Annotated in this window: 14 protein-coding genes; 8 read left to right on the top strand and 6 right to left on the bottom strand. The window is 62.7% G+C overall.

Annotated elements, in window-relative coordinates; translation table 11 throughout:
• Window positions 1-70 precede the first annotated feature (70 nt).
• The 3 genes from BM083_RS15010 to BM083_RS15000 form a co-directional block, all read right to left on the bottom strand.
• Window positions 71-1,024, bottom strand: coding sequence for an electron transfer flavoprotein subunit alpha/FixB family protein (locus tag BM083_RS15010; protein WP_089870259.1), 954 nt, complete (start codon window positions 1,022-1,024; stop codon window positions 71-73).
• Window positions 1,021-1,821 (bottom strand): electron transfer flavoprotein subunit beta/FixA family protein, encoded by an 801-nt coding sequence (locus BM083_RS15005; protein WP_049893777.1) that lies wholly within the window; start codon window positions 1,819-1,821, stop codon window positions 1,021-1,023. The genes BM083_RS15010 and BM083_RS15005 overlap by 4 nt, the downstream gene beginning before the upstream one ends.
• A gap of 109 nt (window positions 1,822-1,930) precedes the next feature.
• A complete protein-coding gene (locus BM083_RS15000) occupies window positions 1,931-3,061 on the bottom strand; it encodes a helix-turn-helix transcriptional regulator (protein WP_089870258.1) in 1,131 nt (376 codons plus the stop codon).
• A 141-nt stretch (window positions 3,062-3,202) separates the two neighbouring features.
• Here BM083_RS15000 and BM083_RS14995 point away from each other — a divergent pair, with 141 nt between their 5' ends.
• Window positions 3,203-4,606: a DUF7096 domain-containing protein gene (locus BM083_RS14995; RefSeq protein ID WP_089870257.1), complete on the top strand. Its 1,404-nt coding sequence runs from the start codon at window positions 3,203-3,205 to the stop codon at window positions 4,604-4,606.
• 55 nt (window positions 4,607-4,661) lie between these two features.
• Window positions 4,662-5,138, top strand: a complete 477-nt coding sequence (locus tag BM083_RS14990) for a type IV pilin domain-containing protein (RefSeq protein ID WP_089870256.1) — start codon at window positions 4,662-4,664, stop codon at window positions 5,136-5,138.
• 46 nt (window positions 5,139-5,184) lie between these two features.
• Here the strand turns inward: BM083_RS14990 and BM083_RS14985 are convergent, their stop codons facing one another.
• From BM083_RS14985 to BM083_RS14975, 3 genes are all read right to left on the bottom strand, one after another.
• On the bottom strand, window positions 5,185-5,808 hold the full coding sequence (locus tag BM083_RS14985; protein ID WP_009366846.1) for a methyltransferase domain-containing protein: 624 nt from the start codon (window positions 5,806-5,808) through the stop codon (window positions 5,185-5,187).
• Window positions 5,809-5,902: 94 nt separating this feature from the next.
• Window positions 5,903-6,835, bottom strand: a complete 933-nt coding sequence (locus BM083_RS14980) for a complex I NDUFA9 subunit family protein (RefSeq protein WP_089870255.1) — start codon at window positions 6,833-6,835, stop codon at window positions 5,903-5,905.
• A gap of 93 nt (window positions 6,836-6,928) precedes the next feature.
• Window positions 6,929-7,732 (bottom strand): helix-turn-helix transcriptional regulator, encoded by an 804-nt coding sequence (locus BM083_RS14975; protein ID WP_089870254.1) that lies wholly within the window; start codon window positions 7,730-7,732, stop codon window positions 6,929-6,931.
• Window positions 7,733-7,890: 158 nt separating this feature from the next.
• Here BM083_RS14975 and ahaH point away from each other — a divergent pair, with 158 nt between their 5' ends.
• The 6 genes from ahaH to BM083_RS14945 all read left to right on the top strand — a co-directional run bounded on the left by ahaH (window position 7,891) and on the right by BM083_RS14945 (window position 12,870).
• The gene (gene ahaH, locus BM083_RS14970) at window positions 7,891-8,223 is read left to right on the top strand and encodes an ATP synthase archaeal subunit H (protein WP_009366843.1); all 333 of its coding nucleotides are present in this window, start codon (window positions 7,891-7,893) and stop codon (window positions 8,221-8,223) included.
• Entirely contained in the window at window positions 8,210-10,453 is a 2,244-nt protein-coding gene (locus BM083_RS14965; RefSeq protein WP_089870253.1) for a V-type ATP synthase subunit I, read from the top strand. The genes ahaH and BM083_RS14965 overlap by 14 nt, the downstream gene beginning before the upstream one ends.
• 193 nt (window positions 10,454-10,646) lie before the next feature.
• Complete coding sequence (locus BM083_RS14960; RefSeq protein WP_009366841.1) at window positions 10,647-10,907, top strand: F0F1 ATP synthase subunit C; 261 nt, start codon at window positions 10,647-10,649, stop codon at window positions 10,905-10,907.
• 21 nt (window positions 10,908-10,928) lie between these two features.
• Window positions 10,929-11,510, top strand: a complete 582-nt coding sequence (locus tag BM083_RS14955) for a V-type ATP synthase subunit E (protein WP_089870252.1) — start codon at window positions 10,929-10,931, stop codon at window positions 11,508-11,510.
• Window positions 11,507-12,553, top strand: coding sequence for a V-type ATP synthase subunit C (locus BM083_RS14950; RefSeq protein WP_009366839.1), 1,047 nt, complete (start codon window positions 11,507-11,509; stop codon window positions 12,551-12,553). Before BM083_RS14955 ends, BM083_RS14950 begins: the two co-directional genes overlap by 4 nt.
• Complete coding sequence (locus tag BM083_RS14945) at window positions 12,550-12,870, top strand: V-type ATP synthase subunit F (protein ID WP_009366838.1); 321 nt, start codon at window positions 12,550-12,552, stop codon at window positions 12,868-12,870. Before BM083_RS14950 ends, BM083_RS14945 begins: the two co-directional genes overlap by 4 nt.
• The last annotated feature ends 1 nt before the right edge of the window (window position 12,871 follow it).

The raw sequence follows: 12,871 nt of genomic DNA, 5'->3' as shown, positions 1-12,871 counted from the left end.
CCTTCGCGGTGAAACCGCGAAGAAACGTTTTGCCGAGGGCCGCCTGCGGCGGCCCACAGAGCAAAAGGTTCTACTGGAACTCGTCGACGAGTTCGGGCACCACGTCGAACAGGTCGCCGACGATACCGTAGTCGGCGATGTCGAAGATGGGCGCGTTCGGGTCGGTGTTGATGGCGATAATCGTCTCCGAGCCCTTCATCCCGGCGACGTGTTGGACGGCCCCGGAGATACCCACGGCGAGGTAGATTTTCGGCGTGACGACCTTGCCGGACTGGCCGACCTGCCGGTTCTTCGGGAGCCATCCCGCGTCGACGATGGGCCGCGACGAGGAGAGCGTCGCTCCGAGTGCGTCGGCGAGTTCTTCGACGAGTTCGAGGTTCTCCTCCTCTTCGATACCGCGGCCGACGGAGACGAGCACCTCGGCGTCGGAGATGTCGACGTCGCCGGAGCCGACTTCCTCGAAGCCGGTGACGCGAGAGCCGATTGCACCCTCGTCGATATCGGCGTCGAAGGCCGTCACCTCGGCGTCGCCCGTCCCGTTTGCGGCGGGCCACTCGCCACCGCGGATAGTGACGGCGACGCGCTCGGCGTCGACTTCGATGGTGGTCTCGACTTTCGAGCCGTACATCTCACGGGTCGCCGTCAGCGCGCCGTCCCACTCGAAGTCGACGACGTCGGTGACGAGCGGGAGCGAGAGACCGTTGGCGACGGCGGGAGCGTAGTCGAGGCCGTTGACGCTGTTCGGCATGAGCACGATGGACGGCGAGAGGTCGTCGTAGAGTGCCTCGACGGCCTGCGTGTAGACGTCGTGGTTGAACTCCTCGCCGTACGCGACGGTGTGAATCTGGTCGACACCGTCGCAGTTGACTTGCTCGGCGAACTTGTCGACGTCGCCGGAGATGACTGCGAGGTGCAGGTCGCCGCCGGTCGCGTCGGCCAGTTCTCGGCCCGCGGTGACGACTTCGAAGCTCACGTCGCGAAGACTGCCGCGACGGTGTTCGGTGACTGCGAGGACGTCAGTCATTCTGCGCCCACCCCCTTCTCTCGGAGGACTTCAGCAAGTTGCCCTGCCGTGTCTCCTGCGTCGCCTTCGAAGATGGTCGCGTCTGACTCGCTTTCTGGTTCGTACATGTCGGTCAGGATGAGGTCGGATTCGACGTCGGCGAGACCGAGGCCGAGGTCGTCGAGGTCCTGCTCGGCGATCTCTTTGGATTGCGCCTGCCGGATTCCACGGAGACTGGCGTAGCGCGGTTCGTTGATACCGGTCTGGATGGTGAGGACGGCCGGGAGGTCGACTTCGGTGAGTTCCTCGACGCCGCCCTCTAGTTCGCGGTGGACGTTCGCGACGTTCTCTGCGAGAAGCGTGTCGATGTCCAGTGCGTTGACGACGGCGGCCCACTCGTAGTCGATTGCGTCGGCCAGCGAGACGCCGGTCGCGCCGAAACTGTCGTCGTTCGCCTGCACGCCCGTGAAGACGAGGTCCGGTTCCTCGGCCTCGACGACGGCCTGTAATATGCGCGTCTTCGCGGCGACGTCCAACATCTCGGCGTCTTCGAGTGCGTCGTCCCAGACACGAATGGCCCGGTCGACGCCCTTCGCGAGTGCCATCCGGATGGTCTCCTCGCTCCGTTCGGGGCCGATAGTGACGCTGACGACTTCGACGTCGTCGCCGGCCTCCTGCATCTGGACGGCCTCTTCGACGGCGTAGTCGTCCCATTCGTTGAGGTCGTACTCGAGGAACTGCTCGGCGATGTGTGTTCCTTCGATTTCGAAGTCGTCCTCGACTTCGGCCACCTCTTTGACGGTCACGAGAACCTTCATCATTGACCACTCTCTCCAGATAGGTGTAAATGCTTTCGGAAGGACCCCAGAGACCCACGCTAGCGGCCGTCGATACCGGCGTTTCTCGCCGCCTCTGGTCTCTCCTCGCCTACTCCCCGTCGTCCGACTCGTGGCCGTAGTCGGGGAGCGAGATGAGGTTCTCACGTCCGATACGGAGTTTGTTCACCCGCTCCTCGTCGGCCATCGCCGACAGAAGTTGCGACACCTTCGCGTCTGACCACTCCGTCTCTTTGACGATGTCGGCCTGGCGCATCCGACCACCGCGCTGTTTCAGGTGATACTCGACCCGTTCTTCGTCCGAGAGCAACGAGAGGTCGATGTCATCGCCTTCAGATTCAGCGTCTGCGGCCCCGTCGGCGTCGCCGTCCGCCGGTTGCTGCGTCATCCCTGCGTCGGACTGCGGGACGGTCTCTTCTTGCTGACGGAGGTACCACACGCCAGCGACGACGAGCAGCAGCATCGCGCCGATGCCGGCGAGGAGTTCCGGCGTGAGGAACGACTCTCGTGGTGGCGTCGGAAGCGCAGTCGAGTCGTAGACGACGTATATCGGCTGCTCGCGGAGGTCCATCGGCCCCGTCGCGACGACTGACCCGTCTTGGATACCGCTGAAACTGTTCTGGACCTCGTAGTTCTCTGGCGTCTCGATGGTGAGTTGTTGGCCGTCGGCGAGCCACGGGAACCACGTACCACCGTCGGGTGTCGTGAACGCGTCACCGACGCGGAGTCCGTCGTCGTCGGTCGGTTCTGCGAAGTTCGTCCACGTGAACGACATCGTCAGGAGGCCGGTCGAGTTCTCGTCGGTGACGGTCCCCGTGTAGTCCACGTCGAGAATCTCCATCTCTCGGCCGGTCGACTCGGCGGCGAGATTCGCGTAGTTACGGAACATCCCCTCGTCGAGACTGCTGTTCGCTTCGCCGCGACGAAGCTCTTCGACCAGCTGGTTGAACGCACGAACGTCTTCGTCCGACTGGAGTGTGTGCCGTGTGGTCACTTCCCACGTCGCGTTCCCATCGGTGTGGACGTCGATGACGATTTCCGTCTGTATCGACTCGTTCTGCTCGACTTGTACGGTCTGGGCGAACTGGGTAGTCTGCACCGACTGCGCTCGTGGCGTGTCGACTCCGGCCGCAGCATCCGCGCCGACATCAGCCGCGACCGGTGGTGCGAAACCACCGACCACGAGGATGAGGAGGGCAAGTACAATGGCGGCGTTCCGCATATGCTGTCCGAGTCTCTTTCTGGACTGAAAACGCTTTCCATCGGGTGGTATTTCGAGGTTTTGAGCCGTTTTCCACGGCGAATTCGAGATTTCGAGGGCGTGCCGACCACTTTTAGTACGTGCGCGCAGAAGGTCGCGCTGATGAGACCCCGCTCCGTGCTGTTCGCAGTGTTCCTCCTCGTCTCGTCGGGCGTGGGGGCAGCGAGTCTCCCCGGGCTCGCTGCGTCTTCACCTGACTCCGACGCGCTCTCCTCGACCGCCGACATCGCCCAGAACCGGACACAGACCAACGTGCTGACACTCACGCAGAGCAGCGTCCAACGGACGAACTTCACGCAGTCGAGCGCGAACGCGAGTGCGGCACTCACGATTCGGGATACACGCATCTCTCGACAACTCAACACCAAACGGACGGAAACGACTCTCGACTCGGTCGACGTCGAGTCCGAGAGACAGGCGTACATTCGCCGTGCGCTGACCGAAGTCGAGATTCGAACGAGTGAACTCAGGCAAGAAGAGCGGGAAGCGTTCCGGCGGCACAGCACTGGCGAACTCAGTACGACCGGGCTGACGGTTCAACTCGCCCGTATCGATACGGCGTCTGAACAACTCGCACAGAACGTGACGCGACTCAACGACGCGGCCGAAGACATCGAGGGATTCAGTGTCCGGACTCGCGTCGACGCGATTCAGCTCGAACTCCAAACCCTGCGGGGACCGATGCGCGACCACACTGCGGAAGCCGTTCGCGGGGAGATTCCTTCGTCACGCGTGTACGCGAGTACCACCGCTGACGGCGTCGTCCTCACGACGATCTCCGACGACACCTACGTCAGAGAAGTGTACGATGGGTCGCGCCGAGTGCCGACGTCGAACGCACAACTCACTCCAGAGGAGATAGACACGTTGGTTCGACAGAGCTACCCGACGCTGTGGGAGCGCTGGGGTTCGTCGGGAGGCTCTGCCCGTGAAAGCGACGTCTGGATTACGGAGATTCCCTACCGCCGAGGGAAGCTGACCGCGTTCATCGACAAGGACACACCGGGGCGTGTGTTCAAAGAGGCACAGACCCTTCGTCTCAACCGGACGCCGCCGACCAAGCAGATGAACTCTAGTCGCGTCGGTCTCCGGCTCACCGTCCATCCCTCGTACCCCGGTGGACCGATGCTCATCAAAGTCGAAAACGCCCGAACGGGCGACCCAGTGCGAGCGGACGTGAGCATCATCAGTCCGCCACAGAGCAACACCGACCCCGTCCCTATCGGGACGACCAACAGTTCGGGTGCGCTGTGGGCCGTCTCTCCGCAGGAGAACTTCACTGTCCAGGCCATCAAGGTCGACACACAGTCTGTCGTCGACATGCGCGTCCAACCGGTCGAACCGAACCGCGTCGGCGCACCGAACGGGTCGAGTAGCTCGAACGGCTCTACTGGCTCTACCGACGTGACCGAGTCGGACGAGATTCGGACTGTCGAAGCACCGACCGTGTCGACGTCGACGCTGACGTCGCAGTCACTCGCCGCACCGTCGCTCCGGCGTCGCTAATCTCCACTCCGCTCTCGCCCGACCTTTTTATCGGAGAGCGACGCTACTCCGTCTCGTGTCGACTCGTTCCCGTGGCGTCGCCCCAGCCATCGGTGTCGTCCTCCTCGTCGCCGTAACCGTCGTTCTCGCAGCGACCGTCGGGAGCGTCGCATTCGCGTCGGTTCCGGAGGCGACAGAGGTATCTGCCACGACGACGCCAGTCGCCCTCTCGGTGTCCGTGTCGGGCGACCGACTCACGTTCACGCATCGTGCCGGGCCGACACTCGCCGTCGACGAACTCACAGTTCACATCAGTGTCGGCGGCACGGCACTCGACCACCAGCCACCGGTTCCGTTCTTCTCTGCGACGGGGTTTCGACCGGGTCCGACCGGCCCGTTCAACGTCGCCAGCGACGGTCAGTGGTCGGTCGGCGAGACGGCGAGCGTTCGAATCGCGGCGACGAACGACCCGTCGCTCGTCGCCGGTGCTCGGGTGACGGTTCGCGTGTCGTCGGACGAGCGAGTACTCGCTCAGTTTTCGACGACGGCGTAACGACGACGAAAAGAGCCGAGATAGCGACGGTAAAAAGAGCCGATATCTACTCTTCGGGCGCTCGCGCGACAGTTGTGATTGCCCGCGGGCTCCCCGGTTGTCGCTGCTGGATGTGGTGTTCGATGTCGACGAAGCCGGCCGCTTCGAACATCCGGTCGGCCTCTTCCTCGTCGTAGAACAGCATGATGGCGTCGGCCATCTTCTGGAAGAGGCCCGACTTCGGGTAGTCGGGACCGACGATGAGCACCTTGTTTCCCGGCTTGACGACGCGCCGAATCTCTTCGAGTGCGTCGACGGGGTTCGGCCAGTACTCGATGGAGCCAGAGGACCAGACGACGTCGAACGAGTCGTCTCGGAAGGGGAGCCGTTCGGCGTCGCCGCGGTAGAACCGCACCTGGTCGTTCTTCCCGAACTTCTCCCACGCCTTCTCCATCTGGTGGATACTCTGGTCGAGTCCGTGGACGTCGTCGGAGTACTGCAGCAGTCCCTCCGTTCCGAACCCGGTTCCACAGCCGATGTCGAGGACGCGGTCGTCCTGCTGGATGTCGAGCAGTTCGAGGGCTTCGTCGCGCATCTCCTCGTTCCAGATGAACGGGTTGACCTGGTCGTACACCTTCGAGAGGTACTTGTAGAACAGGCGTGCCCGTGCTTTGTTCTCGAGGACTCCCATTTCCTCGGGCTTCGGAGTCCGGGGGCATAACGGTGCGGATTCCGCGCGACGGGTCGCCGATCGCGTTCGTCTGTCCTCTACTCGTAGTAGACCTTCACGCGTGTGCAGGTTCGTCCACGGGCGTCGTCTCCGCTTCCGCGTCGGCGACACCGAGGTAGTCAGCAAAGGTCCGCAACGTCGCCGGGTCCCGCCCGAACGCGACCACGTCGTTGTCGGCGACGGTGTTGTCGAACCGTAACGACCGATACTGGTCCGGTCCCATCGGCACTATCGGAAGCATCCCTGCCAGCGTCAACCCGATGCGAGCGAACACCATCGGCACGGGGAGTACGACGAGTGACTTGCCCTCGGCACGGTAGCACAGCTTCGCTACTTCGGCGAGCGTCAGCACCTCGGGGCCGCCGAGTTCGTACGTCTCCCCCACGTGTCGGTCGTCGTCGAGTACATCTGCCAAGAGTGGGGCGAGGTCACCGACCCAGATGGGTTGGAAGCGCGTCTTGCCGCCGCCGGGGAGGCCCGTGACGTACGGTGTCGTGAGCTTCTTCGTGAACGAGACGAACTCGCCGCCGTTGCCGAAGACGACAGAAGGGCGGACGAGCGTCCAGTCGAGGGGCGATTCCGTGACCAGTTCCTCCGCTTGCCCTTTCGCACGGATGTACGCCGTCGGGCCGTCCGGATCCGCGCCGAGTGCGCTCATCTGGACGAACCGTTTCACGCCGTGTGCTTCGGCCGCCTTGACACAGTGGTCGGTCCCCTGTCGGTGAATCCGGTCGTGCATCTCGTCGCCGCCGCTCGGTTCGAACAGCGGGGAGAGTGCGACGAGGTTGAACACGGCTTCTTTCTCTCCAAACGCGTCTACGATGGAGTCGTAGTCGGTGACGTCGCCTTCGACGGTTTCGACTCCCGTGGGGAGGTCCGCCTCGTCCGGACGTCGCGAGAGAACGCTCACCGTGTGTCCGCGTCGGTGTAGTTCGCGCGTGAGTTCGGTTCCGACGAAGCCGCTTCCGCCGACGACGAGTACGTCCATACTCTCAGAGACGGGCGCACGGGGCTTTACGACATCCAGTGGCAGAGCCGACACGGTGTGTCGTGGACCGTGCAGACTGGCACGCTGTCTCTCTCATCGACGGCCGAACGGGAGGTCGTAGCCGGACGGGTCGACGCGCGTGCTCTTCGACCGATACCGCTCGTACACCGTCTCGCCCCACGCGACGAACTCGGGGTCGTCACCCGAGACACTGGCTTGGAGTTGTCCGTCGCCGTCGTAGGCGTTGACGACCACCCAGTCGTCGCCGAGCGTGAGACCGAAAGCGACGTCGCTGGGGTAGCGAAAGAGGGTGAATCCGTCAACACGGAGGACCACGGCGAACTCTGCGGGATTCAGCGACCGAGCGGTTTCGATAGTCTCTGTAGAGAGCACGAGGTCAGTCTCTGTCCCGCCGAGGACGTGCTTCGCGTGGACGCGGTGGAACTGTCGACTGAGAACGGGTGAGACCATCCGGATTCGGTCGGCCGAGTACGACTCGAGGACGTCTAAGTAGTGGTCGACGGGTGCCTGCGGGTACGTCGCCGTCGCGACTGCGCCGTCGGCGTCGCGGAGGAGTTCCGGGTCCGGCGTATGGTCGACATCGGGGAGGTGTCGGAAGAACTGCTCGTACTCGCCGAGCGTCGTGAGCGTGTCGAGGTAGGCGGCGTGGCGGTCGGAGACGAGTTCACCGACCGTCGTCAGTGTGTAGACGCCGTTCCGCTTCTCTGCGAGTCCGCGTTCGACGAGTTCTGCGAGGTTCCGTTGAACGCTCCGATGCGAGATGGCGAGCGCGTCGGCGACGTCGCTCGGCGCACCGGGTTCCGTCCGAAGCTGTGCGAGCAAGCGTCGTCGGTCCGGAGAGCCGGCGAGAAATCGAGCGAGCTCGTCTGCGTCCATCGACACTCACCTTCACGGGCAGGGAAGTTAATCCCTTACTCTCTCTCCTCGTCGCCCTCGAAATCGAGCGATGTCGAGACGTTCGGCACGAACACCCACCGAGAGCGTTCCGCAAACACCTTATACGCCGCTTACGCTACTTCCCAGTGATTAGTAGCATGCCGAGACCAGAGGTTCTCGAACGAATTAAAACGGCCGAGGAAGAGGCCGACGAGATTATCGAGTCCGCCAAAGCGGAGCGCGAAGAGCGCATCGCAGCGGCGCGAAACGAGGCCGACGAAATCCGGGAGACGGCTCGCCAGGAGGCCGACGAGTTAGAAGAGAAACGCCTCGCGGAAGCGCGCGAAGACATCGAAGCCCGCCGCGAGGAACTCCTCGAAGAGGGTATCCAGGCCCGCGAGGAACTGGTCGAAGAGGCCGAGTCCAACGTCGACTCGGCGGTCGACTACGCCCTAGAGCAGTTCGAGGAGGCGGTGAATGCTCAGACCTGAACAGATGAGTAAGGTCTCGGTGACGGGGTCCAAGCAGTATATGGACGACGTCATCGAGACGGTTCACGGGCTCAACCTGATGGACGTCACCGACTACGACGGTAGTTGGGAGTCGTTCGAACAGGGCAACCCCATCGACGGGGCCGAGGAAGCGTCGGACAAACTGGTCACGGTGCGCTCTATCGAGAGTATCCTCGACGTCGACACGGACGACGCAGGCCCGTCCCGCATCGTCACCGACGACGCGCTGGAACGAGAACTCGAAGACGTTCGCAGTCGGGTGAACGAACTCGACGACAAGCGCGACGAACTCCGGACGGAGCTTCGCGAGGTCGAAGAACAGATCGACGCGATGTCGCCGTTCGCGACGCTCGGTATCGACCTCGACCTGCTGTCGGGCTACGACACGCTACAGGTCGAAGTCGGTCGCGGCAAGTACGACGCCGTCGACGACGCGCTCTCTCACGCCGACGGCATCCGCCAGTACGAACTCTTCGGCGACGGGTCGGTACTCGCCGTGTTCGCCTACCCGAGGGACACTGCTGATTCGGACACGCTCGCCGACGCACTCGTCGGCACCGAGTTCGCGACGCTCGAAGTGCCGGAGGCCGACGCCTCACCCGAAGAGTACGTCCGCGAACTCGAACACCGGAGACAGCAGCTCCAGTCTGAACTCAACACGGTCGAAGACCAACTCGAAGAGCTGAAACTCGACGCGGCAGGCTTCCTGCTCGCGGCCGAAGAGAAGCTCGCAATCGACGTCCAGAAGACCGAAGCGCCCCTCTCCTTTGCGACGACGAAGAACGCCTTCGTCGCGGAAGGGTGGATTCCGACCACGAAGTTCGGCGAGTTCGCGAGCGCTCTCGAGGCCGATGTCGGGAGCCACGTCGAAGTCGAGGAACTCGAACGCGCGAGCTTCAACAGCAGCGGTCACGAAGCCGTCCGCGAATCGGTCGGTGACACTGGCTCCGGCGTCGCTGCCGACGGCGGGACCGACGTCGTGATGCAGAAAGACGACCCACCGGTCGTCCAGGACAATCCCGGCGCGGTCAAACCGTTCGAGATTCTGGTCAACGCGGTCAGCCGTCCGAAGTACAGCGAGTTCGACCCCTCTGTGTTCGTCTTCCTGACGTTCCCGGTGTTCTTCGGTCTGATGATCGGGGACCTCGGATACGGGGTTCTCTACACCGCAATCGGCTACTTTCTCTACACGAAGTTCGACGACCGCCCGGCGTTCAAGAGTCTGGGTGGTATCACCATCTTCGCCGGTGCGTTCACCATGCTGTTCGGTATCCTCTACGGTGAGATATTCGGTCTCCACCTCATCGCGGAGTACTTCTGGCACGGCGTCGTCGGCCTCGAACACGCGCCCATCGAGAAGGGTCTGTCGCCCGCTGGCATTAGCTGGGCACTCGGCTGGATTACCGTCAGCGCGCTCATCGGTATCGTCCACCTCAACATCGGGTGGATTCTCGACTTCGTCGAGACGACACAGCTCCACGACGTCAAACACGCCGTCTACGAGAGCGGTTCGTGGCTCCTGATGATGAACGGGCTGTGGGTCTGGATCTTCAGCCGCAGTCTCGCTGCCCAGAAGCCTGCGTTCCTGTTCACCCTGTTCGACGGTACTGGTGCTGCACCGGAATCGAACCGAGAGTACCTCGGTTCGATGTTCGACCTCGGGTTCAACGGCTTCCCGGCGATGGAACTGTTCAGCGTTCCGCTCCCGGTTATCGGTGGCCAGTTCCCGATCAGCGTTCCGCTCCTGGTGTTCTTCCTAGGGCTCGCTCTGCTGATCATCGGTGAGCCAGCAGAGGCCGTCGAGTTCCTGAACGTGCTCGTCAACGTGCTGTCGTACGCACGAATCGGTGCGGTGCTGCTCGCGAAGGCCGGGATGGCGCTCGCCGTCAACCTGCTCGTCTTCGGTGCGTACCAGCACGAGGGGGAGATTCACTTCATGCTCGATTACGGGCCGCAGTACGTCATCAACGAGTATGGGGCCGAAGCGATCATGTTCGAAGGACTGTTCCACGGTGGCGCCGCGTTGTTCGTCGTGGGCGTTCTCGTGCTCCTGCTCGGTCACGCACTGGTGTTGGTGCTCGGTATCACCAGCGCCGGTCTGCAGGCCGTGCGTCTCGAGTACGTCGAGTTCTTCGGCAAGTTCTACGAGGGCGGTGGCCGCGAGTACGAACCGCTCGGATACGACCGACGGTACACGACCGAAGACTGAGTCGACTCGACTTCACGCACCGCCTTCGCCGGGTCGACGACAACCGAAACCGAGTTCTTTTTACGTACACCACCGATACAACCGCTCTCGTCGCTCGATTCGCGGCGATTCGTTTGGGAAGTTTTATGGCGCCAGTGCAGCCAACTACAACTTGTTCGGAGACGACCAACTGGAATCAGAGATTTAACCCACCATGTACGAAACCCTACCAGAACTTGTCAACGTTGCACTGCAGGCTGAAGGCGCAAGCGGTCCAGCTATCGAAGGTCCCGCGGCAGCAGCGATCGCCGTTGGTCTCGCGGCTGCTGGCGCAGGATACGCAGAGCGTGGCATCGGTGCCGCGGCGGTCGGCGCCATCGCAGAGGACGACAGTCTCTTCACGCAGGGTCTCATCCTGACGGTCCTGCCGGAGACGCTCGTCATTCTCGCGCTCGTCGTCGTGTTCATCGTCTAAACGACTTCTCTCCCTTTCACAATGAGTTTGGATACTGTCGTTGAGGACATTCGAGACGAAGCCCGCGCGCGTGCGGAAGAGATTCGCAGTCAGGGTGAGGCTCGTGCAGAGGAGATTATCGCGGATGCTGAAGCGGACGCCGAGCGCATCGTCGAAGAGCGCGAGCAGTCCGTCGAGAAGCAGATCGCACAGGAGCGCGAGCAGACGCTCTCCTCTGCGAAGCTCGAGGCGAAACAGCAGCGCCTCGAAGCACGCCGCGACGTGCTCCAGCGCGTGCACGAACAGGTCGAGGAGGAACTCGTCGACCTGAGCGGCACGAAGCGCGAGAACCTCACACGGACGCTGCTCGACGACGCGAGCGAGGAGTTCGATTCGACGGCGACCGTACAAGTGTACGGCCGTCCCTCGGACGAAGCGCTCCTCACGAAGATTCTCACCGACTACGACGGCTACAGCTTCGCCGGTGAGTACGACTGTCTCGGCGGCGTCGTCGTCGAGAGCACGTCGTCACGGGTTCGCGTGAACAACACCTTCGACTCTGTCCTCGAAGACGTCTGGGAGGACAACCTGAAGGAACTGAGCACCCGACTGTTCGACCAATGAGTACTGCCGGAAGTCCGAATCCGGAGTACGTCAATGCCCGCGTCCGTGCACGACGCGGCGCCCTGTTCAGTGACGAAGAGTACCGCAAGCTGACCCGTATGGGTCCGGCCGAGATCGCCCGGTTCATGGAGGAGTCGGCGTACGAAGAGGAGATCAACGCACTCGGGAGTCGCTACTCCGGTGTCGATCTCGTCGAGTACGCGTTGAACCGGAACCTCGCAAAACAGTTCAACGACATCCTCGACTGGGCAGAAGGTTGGTTGTACGACCTCATCGCCCGGTACCTTCGCAAGTTCGACGCGTGGAACGTCAAGACGATTATCCGTGGCATCTACGCCGACATCGACCGTGACTCCATCGACGCAGACTTGATTCGCGCCGGTGAGTTCGACGACCGATTCCTCAACCGCCTGCTCGACGCGGGCACCATCGAGGAAGTCGTCACGATGCTGAAAGGCACCATCTTCGGTGGCTCGCTTGCGGTCGCCTACGAGGACTACGAGAACACGGACGTTCTCGTCCCGCTCGAGAACGCCCTCGACCGTGCGTTCTACGAGAACCTCCTCGGTGGCCTCCGTGGCGGCGAGTCACTCGCACTGTACCGCGAGTTCCTCGAAGCGGAGATCGACTTCCGTAACGCACGGAACGCGCTGCGACTCGCACGAAGCGGCGCCGACATCGATCCTTCGGAGTACTACATCGAAGGCGGCAAACTGTTCAGTGCGGCCGAGCTGTCGCAGCTCGCGGCCAACCCCGAAGAACTGGTCACACGCATCCGCGAGAGTACGTACGGTGACGAACTGTCCGTCGCACTCAACGAGCTGGAGGACGCAGACAGCCTCATCAGCTTCGAGCGCGCCCTCGAGGCTGCGCTCTTGGAGTACTCGGACAGTCTCGGCTCCGTCTTCCCACTCTCCGTCGGTCCGATTATCTCGTACATCCTCGCAAAGGAGCGCGAGGTCGAGAACATCCGGGCAATCGCCCGTGGCCGTGAGGCCGGACTCGACGGAGACGAAATCGAAGAGGAACTGGTGATACTATGAGTCAGGAGATCGCCGTCATCGGCAGTCCCGACTTCACCACCGGCTTCCGCCTCGCAGGCGTTCGGAAGTTCGAGAACGTCCCCGAGGAGGAGAAAGATGCAGCACTCGACGACGCTGTCGAGCGTACCCTCGCAGACGACGACGTCGGCATCATCGTAATGCAATCGAGTGACCTCGACCATCTCTCCCGGAACACCCGGAAGTCGGTCGAGACGAGTATCGAGCCGACGCTCGTCACCCTCGGCGGTGACGCAGGGAGCAGCGGCCTGCGCGAGCAGATCAAGCGAGCGATCGGTATCGACCTAATGGACGAATAAC

Origin of the sequence: Halogranum rubrum, assembly GCF_900114455.1 — an archaeon.
Taxonomy (GTDB): domain Archaea; phylum Halobacteriota; class Halobacteria; order Halobacteriales; family Haloferacaceae; genus Halogranum; species Halogranum rubrum.
Note: the sequence above shows the minus strand (reverse complement) of the source record. Positions and strands in the feature narration are given on the sequence as shown.

Coding starts and splice junctions, on each gene's coding strand:
- BM083_RS15010 (WP_089870259.1), bottom strand. CDS start 1,024: ATGACTGACGTCCTCGCAGTCACCGAACACCGTCGCGGCAGTCTTCGC.
- BM083_RS15005 (WP_049893777.1), bottom strand. CDS start 1,821: ATGAAGGTTCTCGTGACCGTCAAAGAGGTGGCCGAAGTCGAGGACGAC.
- BM083_RS15000 (WP_089870258.1), bottom strand. CDS start 3,061: ATGCGGAACGCCGCCATTGTACTTGCCCTCCTCATCCTCGTGGTCGGT.
- BM083_RS14995 (WP_089870257.1), top strand. CDS start 3,203: ATGAGACCCCGCTCCGTGCTGTTCGCAGTGTTCCTCCTCGTCTCGTCG.
- BM083_RS14985 (WP_009366846.1), bottom strand. CDS start 5,808: ATGGGAGTCCTCGAGAACAAAGCACGGGCACGCCTGTTCTACAAGTAC.
- BM083_RS14980 (WP_089870255.1), bottom strand. CDS start 6,835: ATGGACGTACTCGTCGTCGGCGGAAGCGGCTTCGTCGGAACCGAACTC.
- BM083_RS14975 (WP_089870254.1), bottom strand. CDS start 7,732: ATGGACGCAGACGAGCTCGCTCGATTTCTCGCCGGCTCTCCGGACCGA.
- ahaH (WP_009366843.1), top strand. CDS start 7,891: ATGCCGAGACCAGAGGTTCTCGAACGAATTAAAACGGCCGAGGAAGAG.
- BM083_RS14965 (WP_089870253.1), top strand. CDS start 8,210: ATGCTCAGACCTGAACAGATGAGTAAGGTCTCGGTGACGGGGTCCAAG.
- BM083_RS14960 (WP_009366841.1), top strand. CDS start 10,647: ATGTACGAAACCCTACCAGAACTTGTCAACGTTGCACTGCAGGCTGAA.
- BM083_RS14955 (WP_089870252.1), top strand. CDS start 10,929: ATGAGTTTGGATACTGTCGTTGAGGACATTCGAGACGAAGCCCGCGCG.
- BM083_RS14950 (WP_009366839.1), top strand. CDS start 11,507: ATGAGTACTGCCGGAAGTCCGAATCCGGAGTACGTCAATGCCCGCGTC.
- BM083_RS14945 (WP_009366838.1), top strand. CDS start 12,550: ATGAGTCAGGAGATCGCCGTCATCGGCAGTCCCGACTTCACCACCGGC.